Source organism: Citrobacter amalonaticus Y19, from assembly GCF_000981805.1.
In the GTDB taxonomy this organism is placed as follows: domain Bacteria; phylum Pseudomonadota; class Gammaproteobacteria; order Enterobacterales; family Enterobacteriaceae; genus Citrobacter_A; species Citrobacter_A amalonaticus_C.
Genome location: NZ_CP011132.1, coordinates 4224355 through 4244949, shown reverse-complemented (window position 1 = coordinate 4244949; position 20595 = coordinate 4224355). Strand labels below are relative to the sequence as shown.

21 protein-coding genes are annotated in these 20595 nt (G+C 54.7%); 9 read left to right on the top strand and 12 right to left on the bottom strand.

Annotation, left to right across the window (positions count from 1 at the left end; all coding sequences use genetic code 11):
• Nucleotides 1–7 precede the first annotated feature (7 nt).
• Nucleotides 8–940, bottom strand: a complete 933-nt coding sequence (gene rfaD / locus F384_RS19555; protein WP_046492098.1) for an ADP-glyceromanno-heptose 6-epimerase — start codon at nucleotides 938–940, stop codon at nucleotides 8–10.
• A gap of 215 nt (nucleotides 941–1155) precedes the next feature.
• On the opposite strand from rfaD, the gene kbl reads away from it, so the two are divergent.
• From kbl to F384_RS19540, 3 genes are all read left to right on the top strand, one after another.
• Nucleotides 1156–2352: a glycine C-acetyltransferase gene (gene kbl / locus F384_RS19550; RefSeq protein WP_046492096.1), complete on the top strand. Its 1197-nt coding sequence runs from the start codon at nucleotides 1156–1158 to the stop codon at nucleotides 2350–2352.
• A gap of 9 nt (nucleotides 2353–2361) precedes the next feature.
• Nucleotides 2362–3387, top strand: coding sequence for an L-threonine 3-dehydrogenase (tdh, locus tag F384_RS19545; protein WP_046492094.1), 1026 nt, complete (start codon nucleotides 2362–2364; stop codon nucleotides 3385–3387).
• A gap of 236 nt (nucleotides 3388–3623) precedes the next feature.
• Nucleotides 3624–4658: a glycosyltransferase gene (locus tag F384_RS19540; RefSeq protein ID WP_046492092.1), complete on the top strand. Its 1035-nt coding sequence runs from the start codon at nucleotides 3624–3626 to the stop codon at nucleotides 4656–4658.
• Here the strand turns inward: F384_RS19540 and F384_RS19535 are convergent.
• Genes F384_RS19535 through gpmM form a run of 3 tightly spaced genes read right to left on the bottom strand, consistent with a single transcriptional unit; the run spans nucleotide 4645 to nucleotide 8445 of the window.
• A complete protein-coding gene (locus F384_RS19535) occupies nucleotides 4645–5604 on the bottom strand; it encodes a divergent polysaccharide deacetylase family protein (protein WP_046492090.1) in 960 nt (319 codons plus the stop codon). The two genes, F384_RS19540 and F384_RS19535, sit on opposite strands and share 14 nt — an antisense overlap.
• Before the next feature lie 3 nt (nucleotides 5605–5607).
• On the bottom strand, nucleotides 5608–6891 hold the full coding sequence (gene envC / locus F384_RS19530; RefSeq protein ID WP_046492088.1) for a murein hydrolase activator EnvC: 1284 nt from the start codon (nucleotides 6889–6891) through the stop codon (nucleotides 5608–5610).
• Between the two features lie 9 nt (nucleotides 6892–6900).
• Nucleotides 6901–8445 carry a 2,3-bisphosphoglycerate-independent phosphoglycerate mutase gene (gpmM, locus tag F384_RS19525; RefSeq protein WP_046492086.1) on the bottom strand — a complete coding sequence of 515 codons (1545 nt, stop codon included), beginning with the start codon at nucleotides 8443–8445 and terminating at the stop codon, nucleotides 6901–6903.
• Between the two features lie 246 nt (nucleotides 8446–8691).
• Here gpmM and F384_RS19520 point away from each other — a divergent pair, with 246 nt between their 5' ends.
• The 5 genes from F384_RS19520 to cysE all read left to right on the top strand — a co-directional run bounded on the left by F384_RS19520 (nucleotide 8692) and on the right by cysE (nucleotide 11900).
• Nucleotides 8692–9123: a rhodanese-like domain-containing protein gene (locus F384_RS19520; RefSeq protein WP_046492084.1), complete on the top strand. Its 432-nt coding sequence runs from the start codon at nucleotides 8692–8694 to the stop codon at nucleotides 9121–9123.
• Nucleotides 9124–9199: 76 nt separating this feature from the next.
• Nucleotides 9200–9451: a glutaredoxin 3 gene (gene grxC / locus F384_RS19515; RefSeq protein ID WP_012908148.1), complete on the top strand. Its 252-nt coding sequence runs from the start codon at nucleotides 9200–9202 to the stop codon at nucleotides 9449–9451.
• A 62-nt stretch (nucleotides 9452–9513) separates the two neighbouring features.
• The gene (gene secB / locus F384_RS19510; protein WP_042323288.1) at nucleotides 9514–9981 is read left to right on the top strand and encodes a protein-export chaperone SecB; all 468 of its coding nucleotides are present in this window, start codon (nucleotides 9514–9516) and stop codon (nucleotides 9979–9981) included.
• Nucleotides 9981–11000 carry an NAD(P)H-dependent glycerol-3-phosphate dehydrogenase gene (gpsA, locus tag F384_RS19505; RefSeq protein WP_046492079.1) on the top strand — a complete coding sequence of 340 codons (1020 nt, stop codon included), beginning with the start codon at nucleotides 9981–9983 and terminating at the stop codon, nucleotides 10998–11000. Before secB ends, gpsA begins: the two co-directional genes overlap by 1 nt.
• 78 nt (nucleotides 11001–11078) lie before the next feature.
• Complete coding sequence (gene cysE, locus F384_RS19500; RefSeq protein ID WP_022646641.1) at nucleotides 11079–11900, top strand: serine O-acetyltransferase; 822 nt, start codon at nucleotides 11079–11081, stop codon at nucleotides 11898–11900.
• Between the two features lie 78 nt (nucleotides 11901–11978).
• Here cysE and trmL read toward each other — a convergent pair whose 3' ends face one another.
• The 6 genes from trmL to F384_RS19470 all read right to left on the bottom strand — a co-directional run bounded on the left by trmL (nucleotide 11979) and on the right by F384_RS19470 (nucleotide 18271).
• Complete coding sequence (trmL, locus tag F384_RS19495) at nucleotides 11979–12455, bottom strand: tRNA (uridine(34)/cytosine(34)/5-carboxymethylaminomethyluridine(34)-2'-O)-methyltransferase TrmL (protein WP_046492050.1); 477 nt, start codon at nucleotides 12453–12455, stop codon at nucleotides 11979–11981.
• A gap of 46 nt (nucleotides 12456–12501) precedes the next feature.
• Nucleotides 12502–13842, bottom strand: coding sequence for an MFS transporter (locus tag F384_RS19490; RefSeq protein WP_046492048.1), 1341 nt, complete (start codon nucleotides 13840–13842; stop codon nucleotides 12502–12504).
• 196 nt (nucleotides 13843–14038) lie between these two features.
• Nucleotides 14039–15229 (bottom strand): quinone-dependent L-lactate dehydrogenase, encoded by a 1191-nt coding sequence (lldD, locus tag F384_RS19485; protein ID WP_046492046.1) that lies wholly within the window; start codon nucleotides 15227–15229, stop codon nucleotides 14039–14041.
• Nucleotides 15226–16002: a transcriptional regulator LldR gene (gene lldR, locus F384_RS19480; RefSeq protein ID WP_046492043.1), complete on the bottom strand. Its 777-nt coding sequence runs from the start codon at nucleotides 16000–16002 to the stop codon at nucleotides 15226–15228. Before lldR ends, lldD begins: the two co-directional genes overlap by 4 nt.
• Nucleotides 15999–17654, bottom strand: a complete 1656-nt coding sequence (gene lldP, locus F384_RS19475; protein ID WP_046492039.1) for an L-lactate permease — start codon at nucleotides 17652–17654, stop codon at nucleotides 15999–16001. The genes lldR and lldP overlap by 4 nt, the downstream gene beginning before the upstream one ends.
• Nucleotides 17655–17908: 254 nt before the next feature.
• A complete protein-coding gene (locus tag F384_RS19470) occupies nucleotides 17909–18271 on the bottom strand; it encodes a YibL family ribosome-associated protein (protein WP_046492037.1) in 363 nt (120 codons plus the stop codon).
• A gap of 287 nt (nucleotides 18272–18558) precedes the next feature.
• Between F384_RS19470 and F384_RS19465 the strand changes: the two genes are divergently transcribed.
• Nucleotides 18559–18765 (top strand): hypothetical protein, encoded by a 207-nt coding sequence (locus tag F384_RS19465; RefSeq protein WP_046492033.1) that lies wholly within the window; start codon nucleotides 18559–18561, stop codon nucleotides 18763–18765.
• Nucleotides 18766–18780: 15 nt separating this feature from the next.
• Here F384_RS19465 and mtlR read toward each other — a convergent pair whose 3' ends face one another.
• Nucleotides 18781–19371 (bottom strand): mannitol operon repressor MtlR, encoded by a 591-nt coding sequence (mtlR, locus tag F384_RS19460; protein WP_046492029.1) that lies wholly within the window; start codon nucleotides 19369–19371, stop codon nucleotides 18781–18783.
• Nucleotides 19371–20516 (bottom strand): mannitol-1-phosphate 5-dehydrogenase, encoded by a 1146-nt coding sequence (mtlD, locus tag F384_RS19455; protein WP_046492027.1) that lies wholly within the window; start codon nucleotides 20514–20516, stop codon nucleotides 19371–19373. Before mtlD ends, mtlR begins: the two co-directional genes overlap by 1 nt.
• Between the last annotated feature and the right edge of the window lie 79 nt (nucleotides 20517–20595).

Genomic DNA, 20595 nt, shown 5'->3' with positions numbered 1-20595 from the left:
TTTCTTCTTACGCGTCGCGGTTCAGCCAGGCCATATATTCTGTTACGCCTTCGGCAACGGTCTTGAAGGGCTTATCGTAGCCCGCCGCGCGCAGGTTGGTCAGATCGGCCTGAGTAAATGCCTGGTAGCGACCTTTTAGTTTTTCCGGGAATGGAATGTACTCAAGCTCGCTTTTCTTATGGTACGCCAGCGCGGCATCGGCTACAGCCTGGAAGGATTCTGCACGGCCAGTGCCCAGGTTAAAGATACCGGAGACGCCGTTTTCCCAGAACCACAGGTTGACGTCTGCTACATCGCCGACGTACACGAAGTCGCGCTTGAAGTTTTCGCTGCCTTCAAACAGCTTCGGCGTTTCACCATTATTGAGTTGCGTGTTGAGATGAAACGCCACGCTCGCCATGCTGCCTTTATGGCCTTCACGCGGTCCGTAGACGTTGAAGTAACGGAATCCGACGATCTGTGAATTGGCTTCTGGCAGGATCTGACGCACGTACTCGTCAAACAGGAATTTGGAGTAGCCGTAGACGTTCAGCGGTTTCTCATATTCGCGGGATTCGATGAAGTCAGAAGTACGACCGCCATAGGTGGCCGCGGAAGAGGCATACAGGAACGGAATTTCGCGCTCCAGGCAGTAATGAAGCAGCTCTTTGGAGTACTGATAGTTGTTATCCATCATGTACTTGCCGTCCCACTCGGTAGTGGAAGAGCAGGCTCCTTCGTGGAAAATCGCTTCGATCTCGCCGAACTCTTCGCCCGCCATAATCTGGATTAAGAAATCTTCTTTATCCATGTAGTCGGCAATGTTCAGATCCACCAGGTTAACAAACTTGGTGCCGTCTTTCAGGTTGTCCACCACCAGAATATCGGTAATGCCTTTATCATTCAGGGATTTAACGATGTTGCTGCCGATAAAGCCCGCGCCGCCGGTAACGATGATCATAACTGTAACCTATGAATTATGGAGTCAGAGACAATCTCAGACACGAATATCTCTTATCATATCACTACATAGCGTTGGCTTCAGCCATTCACCGAATGGTCGTGTGGGTACGCGTGATTTATCCTGCATTTTAAAGAAGTGATAATGCGTCATCTCGTATCAGCGTCCAGGGTTAGGTAAGATGTGCTGAAATTTGCCCAGTCTGGAGAATCGCAATGCGTGGGGATTTTTACAAACAGTTAACTAACGATCTGCAAACCGCCCGTGCGGAAGGATTGTTTAAAGAAGAGCGCATTATCACATCTGCTCAGCAGGCAGATATCACCGTGGCGGATGGTAGCCACGTCATTAACTTCTGTGCCAACAACTACCTGGGGCTGGCGAACCATCCGGAGCTGATTGCCGCGGCGAAAGCCGGTATGGACTCTCATGGATTTGGGATGGCGTCGGTGCGCTTTATCTGTGGCACCCAGGACAGCCATAAACAGCTGGAACAAAAACTGGCTGCGTTCCTCGGCATGGAAGATGCCATTCTTTACTCTTCCTGTTTTGATGCCAACGGCGGTCTGTTTGAAACGTTGCTGGGGGCTGAAGATGCGATTATCTCTGACGCGCTGAACCATGCCTCCATCATTGACGGTGTGCGTCTGTGTAAAGCGAAGCGCTTCCGCTATGCCAACAACGATATGCAGGAACTGGAAGCCCGTCTGCAAGAGGCGCGCGAAGCCGGGGCTCGTCATGTGCTGATTGCTACCGACGGCGTGTTCTCAATGGACGGTGTGATAGCCAACCTGAAGGGCGTATGCGATCTGGCAGATAAATACAACGCGCTGGTGATGGTCGATGACTCTCATGCCGTGGGGTTTGTTGGTGAGAACGGCCGTGGTTCCCACGAATATTGCGATGTGATGGGCCGTGTGGACATTATCACCGGGACGCTGGGTAAAGCGCTTGGCGGGGCTTCTGGCGGCTATACCGCCGCGCGCAAAGAGGTGGTTGAGTGGCTGCGTCAGCGCTCTCGCCCCTATCTGTTCTCCAACTCGCTGGCGCCGGCGATTGTCGCCGCGTCCATCAAAGTGCTGGAGATGGTCGAGTCTGGCGGTGAATTGCGCGATCGCCTGTGGGCAAACGCACGCCAGTTTCGTGAGCAAATGTCTGCCGCCGGGTTCACCCTGGCCGGTGCCGATCACGCGATTATCCCGGTAATGCTGGGCGATGCGGTCGTTGCACAAGACTTTGCCCGCGAGCTGCAAAAAGAGGGCATTTACGTCACAGGATTCTTCTATCCGGTTGTTCCGAAAGGTCAGGCGCGCATTCGTACTCAGATGTCTGCGGCGCACACCCCGGAACAAATCACCCGCGCGGTGGAGGCCTTCACCCGCATTGGTAAACAACTGGGCGTTATTGCCTGAGGATGTGAGATGAAAGCGTTATCCAAACTGAAAGCGGAAGAGGGCATCTGGATGACCGACGTTCCGGAACCGGAAGTCGGCCACAACGATTTGCTGATTAAAATCCGTAAAACAGCCATCTGCGGCACTGACGTTCACATCTATAACTGGGATGAGTGGTCGCAAAAAACCATCCCGGTTCCTATGGTTGTCGGCCATGAGTACGTTGGCGAAGTGGTCGGTATCGGTCAGGAAGTGAAAGGCTTTAAGATCGGCGACCGCGTGTCTGGCGAAGGTCACATCACCTGCGGACACTGCCGTAACTGTCGTGGCGGACGCACCCACCTGTGCCGTAATACCACGGGCGTGGGCGTGAACCGTCCGGGCTGTTTCGCCGAATATCTGGTGATCCCGGCGTTCAACGCGTTCAAAATTCCGGACAATATCTCTGATGATCTGGCCTCCATCTTTGACCCGTTTGGCAATGCGGTACACACGGCGCTGTCATTCGACCTGGTCGGCGAAGATGTGCTGGTGTCGGGTGCCGGTCCGATTGGCATCATGGCGGCTGCGGTGGCGAAGCACGTGGGTGCGCGCAACGTGGTGATCACCGACGTTAACGAGTACCGCCTTGAGCTGGCGCGTAAGATGGGCATCACCCGTGCGGTCAACGTGTCAAAAGAGAGCCTGAGCGACGTGATGGAAGAACTGGGCATGACCGAAGGGTTTGACGTCGGTCTGGAGATGTCCGGCGCGCCGCCAGCCTTCCGGGCGATGCTGGACACCATGAACCACGGTGGCCGGATTGCCATGCTGGGTATTCCTCCCTCGGACATGTCTATCGACTGGACAAAAGTGATCTTTAAGGGGCTGTTCATTAAAGGCATTTACGGTCGCGAGATGTTCGAAACCTGGTACAAGATGGCTGCGCTGATACAATCTGGTCTGGATTTGTCACCAATCATCACCCATCGCTTCTCGATTGATGAGTTCCAGAAAGGCTTTGACGCAATGCGTTCAGGCCAGTCCGGGAAAGTCATTCTCAGCTGGAATTAATCAGAAAAGGCCGGAAAATCCGGCCTTATTTCCTGAGGAATATCCGGAAAGTTGTAAAGAATTGTCATTGTCATAAATAATTCGTAATTGCGTCGTAGTCTTATATTGCTGTTTGCCTGATACCTCTACGTTGAAGTCTCCTGGAACCTTTACAAATATTATTTTCAGCCTTAATCGTTTCTTAATACAAAGGCTGTAAAAAGACAGATAACTTCAAAGGCATTCGGTAATTTATTATGATGAATAGTACAAACAGACTCAGTGTTATTATTCCGTTATATAATGCGGGTAATGATTTTAAAGCCTGCATGGAATCTCTCATCGCGCAAACATGGACTGCCCTGGAAATTATTATTGTAAATGATGGGTCAACGGATAATTCTGTTGATATAGCAAAGTATTACGCCGAAAACTATTCCCATGTCCGACTGTTGCACCAGGCGAATGCCGGCGCTTCGGTTGCCCGTAACCGCGGGATGGAGGTGGCGACCGGCAAGTACATCGCGTTTGTCGATGCGGATGACCTTGTCTACCCACACATGTACGAAACGCTGATGACAATGGCGCTGGAAGACGATCTTGACGTCGCACAGTGCAATGCCGACTGGAGCGAGCGGGATACCGGCGTGACCTGGCAATCTATTCCAACCGACCGTATCCGCTCAACCGGCGTATTAACGGGTCCGGACTGGTTGCGTATGGCGCTCTCTTCTCGTCGCTGGACCCATGTGGTGTGGATGGGTGTTTACCGTCGGGATGTGATTGAAAAGAATAACATCCGCTTTATTCCCGGATTGCATCATCAGGATATTGTGTGGACCACAGAGTTTATGTTTAACACGCTGCGTGCGCGTTATACCGAAGAATCCTTGTATAAGTATTTTCTGCATAATAATTCTGTCAGCCGACTGAAACGTCAGGGTAATAAAAATCTGAACTATCAGCGGCATTACATTAAGATCACCCGCTTATTAGAGAAGCTGAACCGGAATTATGCCGACCGGATTACGATCTATCCTGAATTTCATCAACAAATAACGTACGAAGCGTTGCGTGTTTGTCATTCCGTGCGCAAAGAGCCGGATATTTTGACGCGCCAGCGAATGATTGCCGAGATTTTTACCTCGGGGATGTATAAACGTATGGTGATGAACGTGCGTAGCGCCAAGGTCGCCTATCAGACGTTACTGTGGTCATTACGATTGTACCAATGGCGCGACAAAACGCGTTCGCACCATCGTACCGCGCGTCAAACGCTTAACCTGGGTTAGCGGTGTTGTCGCGGGGCGACTTTCCCCAGCCCTGCCACTGATTCTGGAACCAGTTCACCAGCGTACTCTGGCTGATGCTTTCGCTTAACACGCTGAAGAATCGACGGGTGTCGACCGGTTCTAACGGTTTCTTCGGTTTACACAACTTCACGCCGCGGAACGGATTTCGCGGGGCATCATTGGTTTTCGGCGGTGTCAGATTCGGCGTGGAGGTATCCACCTGTGGCTCATTGAGCAGGCTGCTCGGACGGACAAGCGTGATGTCGGCTGGCAGGTTATACACCATTTGCTGTAACACACGCACCGTCGATGGATGAGGATGGCCTATCGCGATGGCGGAACCGTTGCGGCGAGCCAGATCTATCGCGCGGGTAAACTGGCGGCGAATGTCCGCTTCGTTTTGCGTGTCATCAAGAAACACTTTCCGCTTAATCACCTTCACGCCGGTCCCGGATGCGGCACGCATCGCCTGACTGTTGCCGATGGTCATACTGTCGAGAAAATAGAGATCGTAGCGTTCCAGCGCCTGCATCACTTTCTGCATACCAAACAGGCTGGAGGTCATTGCGCTGCCCATGTGGTTGTTAAGCCCCACCGCGTAAGGCACTTTACCAACCGCCTCGCGAATGATTCGTTCAATTTCGTCGCTGCTCATCTCCGGACGAAGTGTATCCTTCTCCAGCGGCTGTTTACTCAGCGGTGCCATCGGCAGATGGATCAGCACTTCATGACCGCTGTTGTGCGCTTTGGTTGCCATTTCGCGAGCATGAGGCGCATTCGGTAAAACAGCAACGGAGATCTGGGGCGGCATCGCCAGAACCTGATTTTCGTAATGCGGACGATAGCCAAAATCGTCAATGACGATGGCGAGTTTGCCAGCAAAAACAGGGGATGCGAATGCCAGCAGGCTGGCGAATGAAAGAACGGTACGGCGAAATTGAGGCAAAACTTATCTTCCCAACCACGGTTGTGGATTGACGGCCTGACCCTGGCGACGAATTTCAAAATAGAGCGAGGGTCGGCCCTGACCCCCGCTGCTACCCACCAGCGCAATAGGCTGACCGGCGCGAACCTGCGTACCGACGCTGACCAGCGCGCTCTGGTTGTAGCCATAAAGACTCATATCGCCCTTGCCGTGTTCAACGACGACAACCAGCCCATATCCCTGCAGCCAGTCCGCCAGAATGACACGACCATCGGCAATGGCTTTCACTTCGGTGCCTTCAGACGCCCCGATAACCATCCCTTTCCAACGTAGCTCACCTTGCAGCTGTTCGCCATAACGATGCAGCGTAGGACCGCGAACCGGCCAGAATGCCTGACCGCGTGGCGAACCCAGTCCGCCGGTACGCGACATCAGCGATTTCTCGCTGTCAGTGGGCTTGTAAGTGGTGCCTTTGCTGGTTGCTTCTTTCTGGCGATTACGTACCGCTTCCGCCTCGCGGGCTTCGCGTTCGGCGCGTGCTTTGGCGGCAGCCTCGGCGCGGGCAATGCTATTGCGCAAACGGGATTCGTTGGCGCGCAGTTCACTGAGCTGTTGTTGGCCCTGCTGAATGGAGGACTCCAGCCCGGCAAGGGTTTTCTGACGTTCGTTGCGCGCCTGCTCAAGCTTCGCCTGCTGGGCGCGCTGTTCATACAGCAGGGTCTGTTGCTGACTCTGCTTCTCTTCCAGTTCAGCGCGCTGGGCGGCGACCGCTTCGCGGGTCTGCTTCAGTTCGTTGATCGTCTCCTGGCGCGCCTGGTTCAGATAACCGAAATAGGCCTGCAAGCGCTGGCCGCGCTGACTTTCTTCACCGCTGAGGATAAGCTGAATACCGGTGTGTTCACCCTGGCGAAAAGCCGCGTCCAGCTGCGCGGCGAGGCTGCGCTCTTGGTTGGCTTTCTGCCGTTCCAGCTTCGCGATAGACGCATTCATTTCATCGATTTGTTTGTTCAACTGCGCGAGCGTGTTTTGCGTTTCACGTAACTGGCGTGCGGCGGCGGAGATGGCCTCTTCCTGCGCCTTCAGTTGCGCAAGCAGGCCAGAACGCTGTTGCTGTTGTTGACGTACGGCACGTTCTTTAGCGGCGATATCCGCCTGAATGGATTTAAGCTGATCGCGGTCATCCGCGTGGGCGGAAAAGGCGCACAACAATACGCCAGCGCTCACCACGCTGGCGTAAATCAGAGGCCTGACTGAAAACCGTCTTGGTTTCATGGCCCCATTTTTGCTATTTATCGTCTTTCCCCTCATGGGGAAGGATTATTCCACGATGAACAGCGGCTTACCAGTCATCTCTTGCGGGATTTCCATGCCCATCAGCGTCAACATGGTTGGGGCGATATCGGAAAGTTTACCGCCTTCCACCGCTTTCACATTTTTGCTGCCGACATAAATCAGCGGAACCGGCAGGTTCGTGTGCGCGGTGTGCGCCTGACCGGTTGCCGGATCGCGCATCTGCTCGGCGTTGCCGTGGTCAGCGGTGATCAGCAGTTGACCGCCAACGGATTCAACCGCTTTCGCCACCTGCTCAACACAGTGGTCCAGCGCTTCAACCGCTTTAACCGCCGCTTCCATCACACCCGTGTGACCGACCATGTCGCCGTTCGGGTAGTTACAGATGATGGTGTCGTATTTTCCGCTTTCGATAGCCGCAACCAGTTTTTCGGTCAGCTCTTCGGAGCTCATTTCCGGCTGCAGATCGTAGGTTGCTACTTTCGGAGAGTTGATCAGGATGCGGTCTTCACCGGTGAACGGTTCTTCAACACCGCCGTTGAAGAAGAAGGTGACGTGGGCGTATTTTTCGGTTTCGGAGATACGCAACTGCGTTTTGTCATTCTTCGCCATCCACTCGCCAAACGTGTTCGCCAGCGAAGCCGGCGGATAGGCAACGGCCGTTTTGATGTCGGCCGCGTATTCGGTCAGCATGACGAAATTCAGGTTAACCACTTTCTTACGTGCGAAGCCGTCGAAGTCAGCGTTAACAAAGGCACGGGTAATTTCACGCGCGCGGTCAGCACGGAAGTTCATGAAAATCAGGGTATCGCCATCTTCCATGGCGGCATCGGCCTGACCTTCCGCGCGGATCACGGTCGCTTTCACGAATTCATCGTTTTCATCGCGGGCATAGGCAGCCTGCAGACCTTCCACGGCGGTATTGGCCTGGAATTCACCCTGCGCCAGCGTCATCAGGTCATACGCTTTTTCCACGCGATCCCAACGGTTGTCGCGGTCCATGGCGTAGTAACGACCCACAATGGAAGCAACGCGACCTTTGCCCAGCGCGGCAAACTTCTCTTCGAATTTTTTCAGGGAGGACTCTGCGCTGCGCGGCGGCGTATCGCGACCGTCGAGGAAAGCGTGCAGATAGATTTTTTCTGCGCCACGCTCTGCTGCCAGTTCAACCATCGCCATGATGTGATCTTCGTGACTGTGGACGCCGCCGGCAGAGAGCAGGCCCATAATGTGCACGGCTTTACCGGTGTTTTTCGCCTGGTCAACCGCCGCGGTCAGCGTTGGGTTAGCAAAGAAAGTCCGTTCTTTAATTTCAACGTCCAGACGGGTCAGGTCCTGATACACGATGCGGCCCGCGCCCAGGTTAACGTGACCGACTTCGGAGTTACCCATCTGACGATCGGGCAGGCCCACTTCCAGACCGGAAGCATCGATCAGGGTATGCGGGCGTTTTGCCCACAGCGCATCCATTACCGGGGTTTTGGCATTAAAAATGGCGTTGTCCTGGCTGTCTTCACGGTAGCCATAGCCATCCAGAATCACCAGTACCATAGGTTTTTTAGAAACCGACATTGCGAAACCTCACACTCAAGAGACAAAATAATTGCGTAATTTTACTACAGCTGAATCGATAAAATAGCCTCAGAAGATCAAAGAATGGGGCAGGGTGGTTCATGGATGGCAAGGATTTGCACTTTTTTTTCCGTAGCGCCCCGCAAAAATGCAATCCATTGCACGCGCTGGCTGTATTTGCGCCAACGCGCAGGTATACTCCTGTCCTGGTTTTTTTAATCACTGAGTCGGGAGTTGTTACCCCCCATGCAAGAAATTATGCAATTTGTTAGCCGCCATCCCATACTGAGTATCGCCTGGATTGCGTTACTGGTGGCGGTTTTGTTCACCACGTTTAAAGGCCTGACGTCGAAAGTTAAGGTTATCACTCGCGGCGAAGCCACGCGTCTTATTAACAAAGAAGACGCTGTTATCGTGGATTTACGTCAGCGTGACGATTTCCGCAAAGGCCATATCGCGGGTTCCATTAACCTGCTGCCGAGCGAAATCAAAGCCAACAACGTGGGCGAGCTGGAAAAGCACAAAGACAAACCGGTTATCGTCGTCGATGGTTCCGGTATGCAGTGCCAGGAAGCGGCAAACGCGCTGCTCAAAGCGGGCTTTGAGAAAGTGTCTGTGCTGAAAGAAGGCGTTGCGGGCTGGAGCGGTGAGAACCTGCCGCTGGTTCGCGGTAAGTAATTTACCCGTCGTCTTTCGTGGCGCAGGGCTGCCTGCAATATGAAATCCCCAGGGTAAAAAGAAATTGGAGATAAGTATGGCCAACATCGAGATCTACACCAAAGCAACCTGCCCGTTTTGCCATCGTGCGAAAGCGCTGTTGAACAGCAAGGGCGTGAGCTTCCAGGAACTTCCGATCGACGGCGATGCCGTGAAGCGTGAAGAGATGATCAAGCGCAGTGGTCGTACGACGGTTCCGCAGATTTTTATTGATGCACAGCACATTGGTGGCTGTGACGACTTGTATGCGTTGGATGCGCGTGGTGGACTTGATCCCCTGCTGAGCTAACGCTGGGCCAGGTTATTGGCATCAAGCGGTATTTAAGGACAACACTAAAGGGTTTTCTACACATGTCAGAACAAAACAACACCGAAATGGCTTTCCAGATCCAGCGTATTTACACCAAAGATGTCTCTTTTGAAGCGCCAAATGCGCCGCATGTTTTCCAGAAAGATTGGCAGCCAGAGGTTAAACTTGATCTGGATACGGCATCTACCCAACTGGCAGACGACGTATACGAAGTGGTGCTGCGTGTTACCGTAACGGCTTCCCTGGGTGAAGAAACGGCGTTCCTGTGCGAAGTTCAGCAAGGCGGTATCTTCTCTATCAGCGGAATCGAAGGCACCCAGATGGCGCATTGCCTGGGCGCATACTGCCCGAACATCCTGTTCCCGTATGCCCGTGAATGCATCACCAGCCTGGTATCACGCGGTACATTCCCGCAACTGAACCTTGCGCCGGTTAACTTTGATGCGCTGTTCATGAACTATTTACAGCAGCAGTCTGGCGAAGGTACTGAAGAACATCAGGATGCCTGATGAACCAAAGTAATGCTTCAATGACTGTGATCGGTGCCGGCTCGTACGGCACCGCTCTTGCCATCACCCTGGCAAGAAATGGCCACCAGGTTGTTCTGTGGGGCCACGATCCTAAACATATCGCGACCCTGGAGCACGATCGCTGCAATGTCGCGTTCCTTCCGGATGTGCCTTTTCCCGATACGCTGCGCCTCGAAAGTGACTTAGCCACTGCGCTGGCGGCCAGTCGCGATATCCTGGTGGTGGTGCCAAGCCACGTCTTTGGCGAAGTGCTGCGCCAGATTAAACCGCTGCTGCGTCCTGACGCGCGCCTGGTATGGGCGACCAAAGGGCTGGAAGCGGAGACGGGACGCCTGTTGCAGGACGTTGCCCGTGAAGCGCTGGGCGATCAAATCCCGCTGGCGGTGATTTCCGGCCCGACGTTCGCGAAAGAACTGGCGGCAGGAATGCCGACGGCCATCTCTCTGGCGTCTACTGACGACACCTTTGCTGACGATTTGCAGCAACTGTTGCACTGCGGCAAGAGTTTCCGTGTCTACAGCAACCCGGATTTCATCGGCGTCCAGTTAGGTGGCGCGGTGAAGAACGTGATTGCGATTGGCGCAGGGATGTCTGACGGCATTGGCTTTGGCGCGAATGCTCGTACCGCGCTGATCACTCGCGGTCTGGCAGAAATGTCACGTCTGGGTGCGGCGCTGGGTGCCGATCCGGCAACCTTTATGGGAATGGCCGGGTTAGGCGATCTGGTGTTGACCTGTACCGACAACCAGTCGCGAAACCGCCGTTTTGGCATGATGCTCGGTCAGGGCATGGATGTACAAGGCGCGCAGGACAAGATTGGACAGGTGGTTGAAGGCTACCGTAATACGAAAGAAGTTCGCGAGTTGGCGCACCGTTTTGGTGTCGAAATGCCAATAACCGAGGAAATTTATCAAGTATTATATTGCGGAAAAAACGCGCGCGAGGCAGCATTGACGTTATTAGGTCGTGCACGCAAGGACGAGCTGAGCCGCCACTAGTCTCAAGGATCCGTTTTTAAAAACGACCCGGCCCGCGAAGAACGGGCCGGTCGTTAGCCTCATTACCTGGAGCCCGCAATGCCGTGTGAAGAACTGGATATCGTCTGGAACAATATAAAAGCCGAAGCCCGCGCTCTGGCAGACTGTGAGCCTATGCTGGCCAGTTTTTACCACGCAACGCTACTCAAGCATGAGAATCTGGGCAGTGCGCTGAGCTACATGCTGGCGAACAAACTGGCATCGCCCATTATGCCCGCCATTGCGATTCGTGAAGTGGTCGAAGAAGCCTACGCGGCAGACCCGGAAATGATCGCCTCGGCAGCCTGTGATATTCAGGCCGTGCGCACGCGTGACCCGGCGGTCGATAAATACTCCACTCCGCTTTTGTACCTGAAAGGTTTTCATGCCTTGCAGGCCTACCGCATTGGTCACTGGCTATGGAATGAAGGCCGTCGCGCACTGGCGATCTTCCTGCAAAACCAGGTCTCCGTGACGTTCCAGGTGGATATTCACCCGGCGGCGAAAATTGGCCGTGGGATCATGCTCGACCATGCCACCGGCATCGTGGTCGGTGAGACGGCGGTGATCGAAGATGACGTGTCGATCCTGCAATCGGTCACCCTTGGCGGTACCGGTAAAACCAGCGGCGATCGCCATCCCAAAATTCGTGAAGGTGTGATGATTGGCGCGGGGGCGAAAATCCTCGGCAATATCGAAGTCGGACGTGGGGCGAAAATTGGTGCCGGTTCCGTGGTGTTACAGCCCGTTCCGCCGCACACCACCGCCGCAGGCGTTCCGGCGCGCATTGTCGGTAAGCCAGACAGCGATAAGCCGTCAATGGATATGGATCAGCACTTCAACGGGATCCACCATACTTTCGAATACGGCGATGGTATCTGACCTCTTGCCCGGTGGCGCTGTGCTTACCGGGCCTACAAAACCGTAGGTCGGATAAGGCGACAGCCACCATCCGACAATTCAAAGTGTGCGCAATACGGCGCCAGGATATCCCAACTGGCGCCACGCCTCATACACCACCACCGACACCGCATTTGACAGGTTCATACTGCGACTGTCCGGCATCATCGGAATACGGATTTTTTGTTCAGCGGGCAGAGCATCGAGAATGCTGGCAGGCAGGCCGCGCGTTTCCGGACCAAACATCAGGTAATCGCCATCGTGATAGCTCACCGCGCTGTGCGCAGGCGTTCCTTTCGTGGTGAGGGCAAACAGGCGCTGCGGATTTTCTGCGGCGACAAAGGCGTCATAATCGTGATGGCGCTGGACAGCTGCGAACTCGTGATAATCCAGACCGGCGCGGCGCAGACGCTTGTCGTCCCAGGTAAAGCCCATCGGCTCAATGATATGCAGACGAAAACCGGTATTGGCGCAAAGGCGAATAATGTTGCCGGTGTTCGGCGGGATTTCTGGTTCAAATAAAACGATGTTAAGCATGCTGCCCCCTTAATAACGGGGGGCAGAATAGCAGAAATGGCGGGTACTATGCGACGGTCAGACGGTGCGGTTTATAGCGTTGCAGCTTATAAATCGTCGCGGCAGCAGCGACCAGCGCCGGAAGGCTGAGGAACATCAATATACTGTCAGCCTGCCATTGCAGGGAAAGCAACTGGGCGCTCATCATGGTCCCGGCAACACCGCCAAAGCGGCCCACGCCCTGCATCCAGGCAATGCCCGTCGCGCGGCAGTGGGTAGGATAAAACGTGGCGGCCAGCGTCTGGAGTCCAGATTGTGCGCCGTTCATGGTAATTCCCATCAGGAAGATTAATGCCCCGAACAGGACGATGTGGTTGTTTTCAAACCCAAGCGCGAGGGCAAACAGCATCGTCAGGACAAAACCGAGCGAGACCACTTTGTGTGCTTCCCAGCGGTCCATCAACCAGCCGGCCAGCAGGATCCCCGCCGTACCGCCGAACGTGAACAGCGACGTCAGCCAGGCAGATTCCGCTAGCGGATAACCCATTCCCAGCATCAATGTTGGCATCCAACTGAGCAGTACGTAATAGATAACCAGCCCCATAAAATAGGTCATCCAGAGCATCAGTGTGCCCGGTAACCACGGCATGCTGAAGAGTTGCGCCACGCTGCCTTTTTGGGTCGTGACGCGCTCTTCATCCAGATAAAACTGGGTGACCTGCTCCAGATTCCCCGACATAAAACGTTGGGCAATACGCTTGACGTGCGCTACTCCTTTACCACGATGAACGAGATACTTCACCGACTCTGGCAGGTACAGCACCAACAGCACGGTGAGCACCAGCGGTGCGATCGCACCGGCAAGCAGTACACTGTGCCAGCCGTAGTTAGGAATGAGCCAGGAAGAGATCACGCCACCTCCCGCGGCGCCAAGAGGAAAGCCGCAGTACATGGTGTTAATGGCCATTGAGCGGCAGCGCTTAGGCGCAAATTCTGACACCAGGGTGATGGCGTTAGGCATTGCCGCACCCAGCCCGAGCCCGGTGAGAAACCGCCAGAGCGTCAGCATATTCAGCGATTGCGCATACGCGGTGCCCAGACTGGCAAGGCCGAAAAACAGACAGGAAAAGACCAGCACGCGCTTACGGCCCATGCGATCCGAAATCGGCCCGGCCAGCAGTGCGCCAAATGAGAGTCCCAACAGCGCAGCACTTAATACCGGCCCAAGATCCTGTTTTCTGATGCCCCAGTCGGCTGAGAGCGTGGGAGCAATGTAGCCCATCGCCGCCGTATCGAAGCCGTCAATGGCCAGAATCAGAAAACCCAGGACAATAATGACCCAGTGGAAGCGTGAAAAAGGACTGTCATCTATCGCCTGCTGGATATTCACTTTTCCGGTATAAACCATGTCGCCCTCGCCCGTTATGATTGTCGATGTTGTGTGTTTTATTCTTGTATTAGCTTGTCTATACATTTGACAGGCGAATAAAAACTTGTCAAATATATTGGTCGCAACTGTTAACTAATCGTTAATTTTGAATAAAAATGGGTCGGGCTGAAAAACAGACCGACCCTTTAGCGGCAGGGGTTATGTGAGGGCAGGACTAGGCGGCATCGCCACGGGCGAGCGGAGCCAGCGCGGCAGGTAGACTCTTGCCCAGCTCCTGCACCAGAGAATCATGGCTGATTTCACTAATGGATTTCGCGCCGGTCAACGTCATGGCAACCTTCATCTCTTTCTCAATCAGATTCAGCAGATTGGCCACACCCGCCTGGCCCGCTGTTGCCAGCGCGTACAGATACGCACGGCCCAGCAGAACGGTATCAGCACCCAGCGCAATCATACGCACCACGTCCAGCCCGTTGCGGATACCGCTGTCCGCCAGAATGGCGATATCGCCTTTCACCGCGTCGGCAATAGCGGGCAGGGCGCGCGCGGAAGAGAGTACGCCGTCCAACTGACGGCCACCGTGGTTAGAAACCACAATCCCATCGGCACCAAAACGAACCGCGTCGCGGGCATCTTCCGGATCGAGGATCCCTTTGATCACCATCGGGCCGTCCCAGAACTCCCGGATCCACTCAAGGTCCTTCCATGAGATTGACGGATCAAAGTTATTGGCCAGCCAGCCGATGTAATCTTCCAGCCCGGTCGGTTTGCCGAGGTACGTGGAGATATTACCGAGATCGTGCGGACGACCGTTCAGGCCGACGTCCCAGGCCCACTGCGGATGGGTAACCGCCTGCCAGTAGCGACGCAGTGCGGCATTCGGGCCGCTCATCCCGGAGTGGGCGTCACGATAGCGTGCGCCCGGTGTTGGCATATCAACCGTAAAGACCAGCGTTGAACAGCCCGCCGCTTTTGCGCGTTCCAGCGCGTTACGCATGAATCCACGATCACGCAGAACGTACAACTGGAACCACATCGGACGATTAATGGTTGGCGCGACTTCTTCAATCGGACACACGGAGACGGTGGAAAGGGTAAACGGGATCCCTTTCGCATCGGCGGCCGCTGCGGCCTGTACTTCGCCGCGACGGGCATACATGCCGCACAAGCCGACCGGCGCCAGCGCCACTGGCATCGACAGTTTTTCGTTAAACAGTGTGGTTTCCAGGCTTAAGTCAGACATGTTCTTCAGCACGCGCTGGCGTAGCGCCACGTCCGATAAGTCTTCCACGTTACGACGCAGGGTATGTTCCGCATACGCTCCGCCATCGATGTAGTGGAACAGGAACGGGGGCAGAATGCGCTGGGCTGCGGCGCGATAATCGCTGGCGGCTGAAATAATCATGCTTTGTTCTCCCTGGAATTTTCATTGTGGTCACCGGGCAGGCGGGTAATGCGCGCCTGGCGGGCCTGGTCTTCATCGAATTGTTTAATGGTGGTATGGACGAAACTGAGGTGCGCCATCATCGCCTTACGCGCGCCGTCGGCGTCGCCCGCGAGAATGGCATCTAATACGGCCTGATGTTGCTCCGTCAGCCGGGAAAAGACGGGCGGAACAAGATACATGCGCTGTCGGCTCTGCTTCACCGATGAATGCAGCACGTCGAAGAACCCACGCATCGTTTGTAACAGCACCACGTTGTGCGAGGCTTCGGCGATAGCCAGATGAAAACGAACGTCGGCCTGTGAGGCGAGATCCGGGTCTTCGCTGAGCGTGGCGTCAAAGCAGAGTTTGATTTTCTCTTTATCGGCGGTGGTGGCGCGCATCGCCGCATGCCAGGCCGTGCTGGCTTCGATGGCGTGTCGGGCTTCGAGAATATCGAAACTGTAATCCGGGTCGTCGGCCATCAGGGTTTTCAGCGGTTGAACGATGTTTTGTTCAGACCACTCTTCATGCTGCCAACGGACAAACGTGCCGCCGCCGCGACGGCTGAGCAGTACGCCTTCACTGACGAGCTTCGCCAGCGCTTCGCGCAGCGAGTTGCGCGACACGCCAAGCTGTATCGCCAGCTGACGCTCGGCGGGCAGTTTCATGCCCGCTTCCAGCTGTTGTTCTTCAATCAGCGCCCGCACACGAGAGGCTATCTCGTCCGACAGGCGTCTGGGCATCACTATCATGGAATCATCCAGGTTAAGACGTAAGCCTGAAGCGTGGTGATCACGCCCACCATGCAGGTGAAAATCAGGCTGTGTTTGACGGTAAAACGGAACAGATCCGACTCCTTGCCGACCAGTCCGACCGCCGCGCAGGCGATGGCGATGGACTGTGGCGAAATCATCTTGCCGGTGACACCACCGGTGGTATTGGCCGCCACCATCAATACATCGGACACGCCGATTTGCTGTGCGGCAGTCGCCTGGAGTGCGGCAAACAGCGCGTTAGAAGAGGTATCTGAACCGGTCAGGAACACCCCCAACCAGCCGAGGAACGGCGAGAAGAAGGTAAAGGCGCTGCCCGTGTGCGCCAGCGCTAATGCCAGTGTCGAGGAGAGTCCGGAATAGTTGGAGATAAACGCAAAGGCCAGCACCATCCCGATGGAGTAGATTGGCAGCGCCAGTTCCTTCAGCGTGCTGCCGAATGTCTGAATGGCGGTGGAAGGCTTCATCTTCAACCAGACGATGGACAGCAGCGCAGCGAACAGGATTGCGGTGCCGGTCGCAGAGAACCAGTCAAATTTATACACGGCCGCGTAGGCGGTGGCTTCGTGAACCACCGGCGGCATGCGGGCAACCAGCTTGTCGAGGAACGGGACCGGTATGTTAATCACCCAGTCGTACAGCGCGCCACCGGGGGCGAACAGGGCTTTAAACGGCGGAACGCTCCAGAGGGTCACGGTGGCCGTCAGGAACAGGAACGGCGACCAGGCGCGGACGACCTGTCCGGAGCTGTAGTTCGTGCGTGCCAGCGTCTGATCGACCAGCGATGCGCCCATGTCGCCAAAGCGGAAAATGCGAACCGGCTGCCAGCGTTTCAGGAACAGGGTCAGGCAGACCAGCGATACCAGCGAGGAGATGATGTCCGGCAGTTCCGGGCCGATAAAGTTAGAGCTGAGATACTGGGCGATAGCAAACGAACCGCCCGCCACCATGACCGCAGGCCACGTCTCTTTCACACCGCGCCAGCCGTCCATAATCGCCATGATCCAGAACAGCACGATAATCGTCAGGAACGGTAACTGACGACCGACCATCTGGCCGATTTCAAAGCTGTCCAGCCCGGTGACCTGACCGGCGACCAGAATCGGGATCCCCATCGCGCCAAACGCCACCGGTGCAGTATTGACAATCAGGCACAGTCCGGCGGCATACAGCGGATTAAAACCGAGACCGACCAGCAGTGCGGCGGTAATCGCTACCGGAGCGCCAAAACCTGCTGCCCCCTCAAGGAATGCGCCGAAGCAGAACCCGACAATCAGCATCTGCAAACGCTGGTCAGGAGAGATCGACAATATCGATGATCGGATGATGTCGAACTGGCCTGTTTTCACCGAGATTTTATAGACGAACACCGCGGCAATGATTATCCAGGCAATGGGCCACAGACCGTAGAAGAAACCGTACACCACCGAGGCCAGCGCGTGATCGACCGGCATTTTGTAGAACAGCAGCGCCACGGCCAGCGCAATAACCACCGTCCACGAGGCGGCAACATAGCCTTTCAGCTTGAGCTTAATCAGCGCGAAGAAAAAGAACAGAATCGGGAGCGATGCTACCAGGCTGGAAAGCCAGATATTCCCGGCCGGATCGTAGTTTTGTTGCCAGAGATTCATTGCAGGTCTCCTGAGGGCCACGCACACAATGCAATGAGTCTGTGCTCATCTGTTTGTCACATTCTGTGTAAAAGTGGTCCTGCCAATATTGTTGTGTAGGGATAATGACAACGAATGGTTAATCAAATGTTATTTATTGGCAACGATAGTGTAGGTTCAAATTAATGAATTGTGAACCAGTGGTCGTAACAGGTGGGGATTGGTAGGGCCAATTGAAGGGAGACCGAACAGCGAACGCGCTGCCCGGTAGAAAATCAGAACTCGGTCTTTGCGAAGCCAGTCATCTCTTTCAGGCCCATTTCGCGACCTAAGGCGGTCATCGGGTGAACCACCACCAGACCCCGCACACTTTTCTTCAGCTTGCCCATATCGGCCTGCTCTTTCTTGGTGATCGCACGGCGATACGGCAGGTCCATCAGTTTCTGCGCTTCTTTGCTCAGTTTCTGACTGTGAACGTCACGCAGGCGGGCGATTTCTGCTTCCAGCGTGGCTTTCTCTTTTTCCAGCTCAGCGTATTTATCGGCGGCTTCAACCAGTGACAGATCGGCTTGCTGGTGGCGGATGGCATCGAGGCGATCGCTCAGACGTTTGATTTCGTTTTTTTCGACTTCTTTCATGGGATGGCTTCTGATAGAAATAAGGTGAATAGCCTATAGTATGCGCGCAGAGCGGGTTTATTCACAACTCATGGGATAAGAATAATCAAATGCCGCGAGTATTCATTTGCTGGCTATTTTTCTAATGGACTGATTAGTTAAGAATTTTAGACGATAACAGGATCATGTAAGAGATAATTTGCCGCCGATGGATTAAGCACGTTTTCCTTAATGTCATGACGCGGACGATCCTACACTAAAATTGACCGTTGCGCTTAAGCACAGCGGGAACGTATGGAGGATGTAACATGGCGAAAATGGGTGAGAACGTTCCGCTTCTGATTGATAAAGCTGTGGATTTTATGGCCTCAAGTCAGGCGTTTAAAGAGTATCTGAATAAAATGCCTGAGCGTGACGACGTTCCGAGCGAAGTGCCTGCAGAAAATGCGCAGATGTACCTGCAACGGCTGAATTATTATCGGCGCCTGTATCAGCCAGTGCAGGAAAAGGAGTAGCAGGCAGGGAGAGGCTTACTTCTGGAAGGCTTTTTTTAAGCTGATTTTAGAAATCAGCTCAGTCAGGGAGAGAACCATCGTCGAGCGCACCGCTTGCTGGTAGCGCTGGATTTGCATCGCATACAAGCTGGGGTCGGCGGCGTCAAACTGTGGCGGTGGCGGTAACGCGACGACGCAATGGAGCTCTGCGAACGGTCCGAGAATTTCATCATCGGTGAAGGCATACTCATTGCCGTCATGATTCATCTCTTCACGCATCGCCATCAGCAGTTCGGCATCTTCATACTCAGGACGACTCAGCACGCCCAGACCGTAGATCAGTTTCAGGCGCACAGACAGATCGCCCAGCGGTCCGTCGCCGTCGAGTAACGGTTCTACAGCGTACTTCACTGCGTAGTCATCTTTGCGAAACACCTGAAGCACCAGAATATTTACCGCCTCGGTAAGTAACTCCACGGCGGTGATCAGGAAGCTCCGTACGGTTTTGCCAGCATTCAGACGCTCAAGCACACGATTTTCAAAGGCCTGGGTTTGTTCCATTATTGCCTGCATATCTGACAATCTATTAATCAGGCGCAGGGACTCCTGCGCCAGTTCCTGCAGCATTAATTTGCGTTATAAGTGCTAACGGCCTCGGCAACGACATCACTGTTGATATCCAGTCCGGAAATCTGAGCAAGCGCAGCCTGTGGGCCTTTGTCGGCGATCAGCGCGGCCAGTTCCTGCGCCTGCGGATCGTCTTCGCTACGGAAATGCATCGCGGCAGCAATCCCTTTGACCAGGTTAGCGTGCGGCAGGTGGTATTCCAGTGTACCGAGCAGCGGCTTGATCAAACGGTCGCCCGCGCTCAGTTTACGCAGCGGCTGACGGCCAACACGTTCAACGTCATCTTTCAGATACGGGTTTTCAAAACGACCGAGGATTTTCTGAATGTATGCCGCATGTTTTTCGGCATCAAAACCGTAGCGTTTGATCAGCACCGCGCCGCTCTCTTCCATCGCCCCTTTGACCACGGCGCGGATTTTCTCGTCGAGAATCGCGTCACGGATGGTCTGATGACCGGTCAATTTTCCGAGGTACGCGGTTATAGCATGCCCGGTGTTCAGCGTGAAGAGTTTACGTTCGACAAATGCCATCAGGTTATCAGTTAATTCCATTCCTGGGATGTTCGGTAACGCGCCCTTGAACTGGGTCTGGTCGACGATCCACTCGCTGAAGGTTTCGACGGTCACTTCCAGCGGATCGTGGGTCGCAGAGGCAGAAGGCGGCACGATGCGGTCAACGGCGGAATCCACGAAACCAACATGGGCTTCAACCCAGGCTTTGTCGTCTTCTGCCAGCGCGTTCATCACATGGCCTTTCAGTTGGGTGGTGCCCCGTACCATGTTTTCACAGGCGATGATATTCAGCGGGGTGGCGATCCCTTGCGCTTTGCGTTTGACCAGGCCTTTGGCGATGGCTGGGGCGATGCGCTCCAGCACGACCGGACCCACTGCGGTGGTGACCAGGTCAACCTGCGCGATCAGCTCAACAACCTCATCGCCAATGCTGCTTACCGCGTTGACGCCGGTCACGGTATCCACCTGCTCATTTTCACCCACGACATGAACCTGATAGCTATGACGGGCATTCAGGGCGTCAAGCACGACCTGATTTACATCAGCGAATGTCAGTTGTATCCCCGCGTCCGCCAGCAGTTTGCCGATAAAGCCACGACCGATATTACCTGCGCCAAAATGTAATGCTTTCATAGTATTAACCTTCATTAATGTTTTTACCCGAGAGGGCTGGGGTGAGGGGGAAGGCCCTCACCCAAACCCTCTCCACGAG

Excerpts from the sequence above, each read along its gene's own strand:
- rfaD (WP_046492098.1), bottom strand. The coding sequence starts at position 940 with ATGATCATCGTTACCGGCGGCGCGGGCTTTATCGGCAGCAACATCGTT.
- kbl (WP_046492096.1), top strand. The coding sequence starts at position 1,156 with ATGCGTGGGGATTTTTACAAACAGTTAACTAACGATCTGCAAACCGCC.
- tdh (WP_046492094.1), top strand. The coding sequence starts at position 2,362 with ATGAAAGCGTTATCCAAACTGAAAGCGGAAGAGGGCATCTGGATGACC.
- F384_RS19540 (WP_046492092.1), top strand. The coding sequence starts at position 3,624 with ATGATGAATAGTACAAACAGACTCAGTGTTATTATTCCGTTATATAAT.
- envC (WP_046492088.1), bottom strand. The coding sequence starts at position 6,891 with ATGAGGGGAAAGACGATAAATAGCAAAAATGGGGCCATGAAACCAAGA.
- gpmM (WP_046492086.1), bottom strand. The coding sequence starts at position 8,445 with ATGTCGGTTTCTAAAAAACCTATGGTACTGGTGATTCTGGATGGCTAT.
- F384_RS19520 (WP_046492084.1), top strand. The coding sequence starts at position 8,692 with ATGCAAGAAATTATGCAATTTGTTAGCCGCCATCCCATACTGAGTATC.
- grxC (WP_012908148.1), top strand. The coding sequence starts at position 9,200 with ATGGCCAACATCGAGATCTACACCAAAGCAACCTGCCCGTTTTGCCAT.
- secB (WP_042323288.1), top strand. The coding sequence starts at position 9,514 with ATGTCAGAACAAAACAACACCGAAATGGCTTTCCAGATCCAGCGTATT.
- gpsA (WP_046492079.1), top strand. The coding sequence starts at position 9,981 with ATGAACCAAAGTAATGCTTCAATGACTGTGATCGGTGCCGGCTCGTAC.
- cysE (WP_022646641.1), top strand. The coding sequence starts at position 11,079 with ATGCCGTGTGAAGAACTGGATATCGTCTGGAACAATATAAAAGCCGAA.
- trmL (WP_046492050.1), bottom strand. The coding sequence starts at position 12,455 with ATGCTTAACATCGTTTTATTTGAACCAGAAATCCCGCCGAACACCGGC.
- F384_RS19490 (WP_046492048.1), bottom strand. The coding sequence starts at position 13,842 with ATGGTTTATACCGGAAAAGTGAATATCCAGCAGGCGATAGATGACAGT.
- lldD (WP_046492046.1), bottom strand. The coding sequence starts at position 15,229 with ATGATTATTTCAGCCGCCAGCGATTATCGCGCCGCAGCCCAGCGCATT.
- lldR (WP_046492043.1), bottom strand. The coding sequence starts at position 16,002 with ATGATAGTGATGCCCAGACGCCTGTCGGACGAGATAGCCTCTCGTGTG.
- lldP (WP_046492039.1), bottom strand. The coding sequence starts at position 17,654 with ATGAATCTCTGGCAACAAAACTACGATCCGGCCGGGAATATCTGGCTT.
- F384_RS19470 (WP_046492037.1), bottom strand. The coding sequence starts at position 18,271 with ATGAAAGAAGTCGAAAAAAACGAAATCAAACGTCTGAGCGATCGCCTC.
- F384_RS19465 (WP_046492033.1), top strand. The coding sequence starts at position 18,559 with ATGGCGAAAATGGGTGAGAACGTTCCGCTTCTGATTGATAAAGCTGTG.
- mtlR (WP_046492029.1), bottom strand. The coding sequence starts at position 19,371 with ATGCTGCAGGAACTGGCGCAGGAGTCCCTGCGCCTGATTAATAGATTG.
- mtlD (WP_046492027.1), bottom strand. The coding sequence starts at position 20,516 with ATGAAAGCATTACATTTTGGCGCAGGTAATATCGGTCGTGGCTTTATC.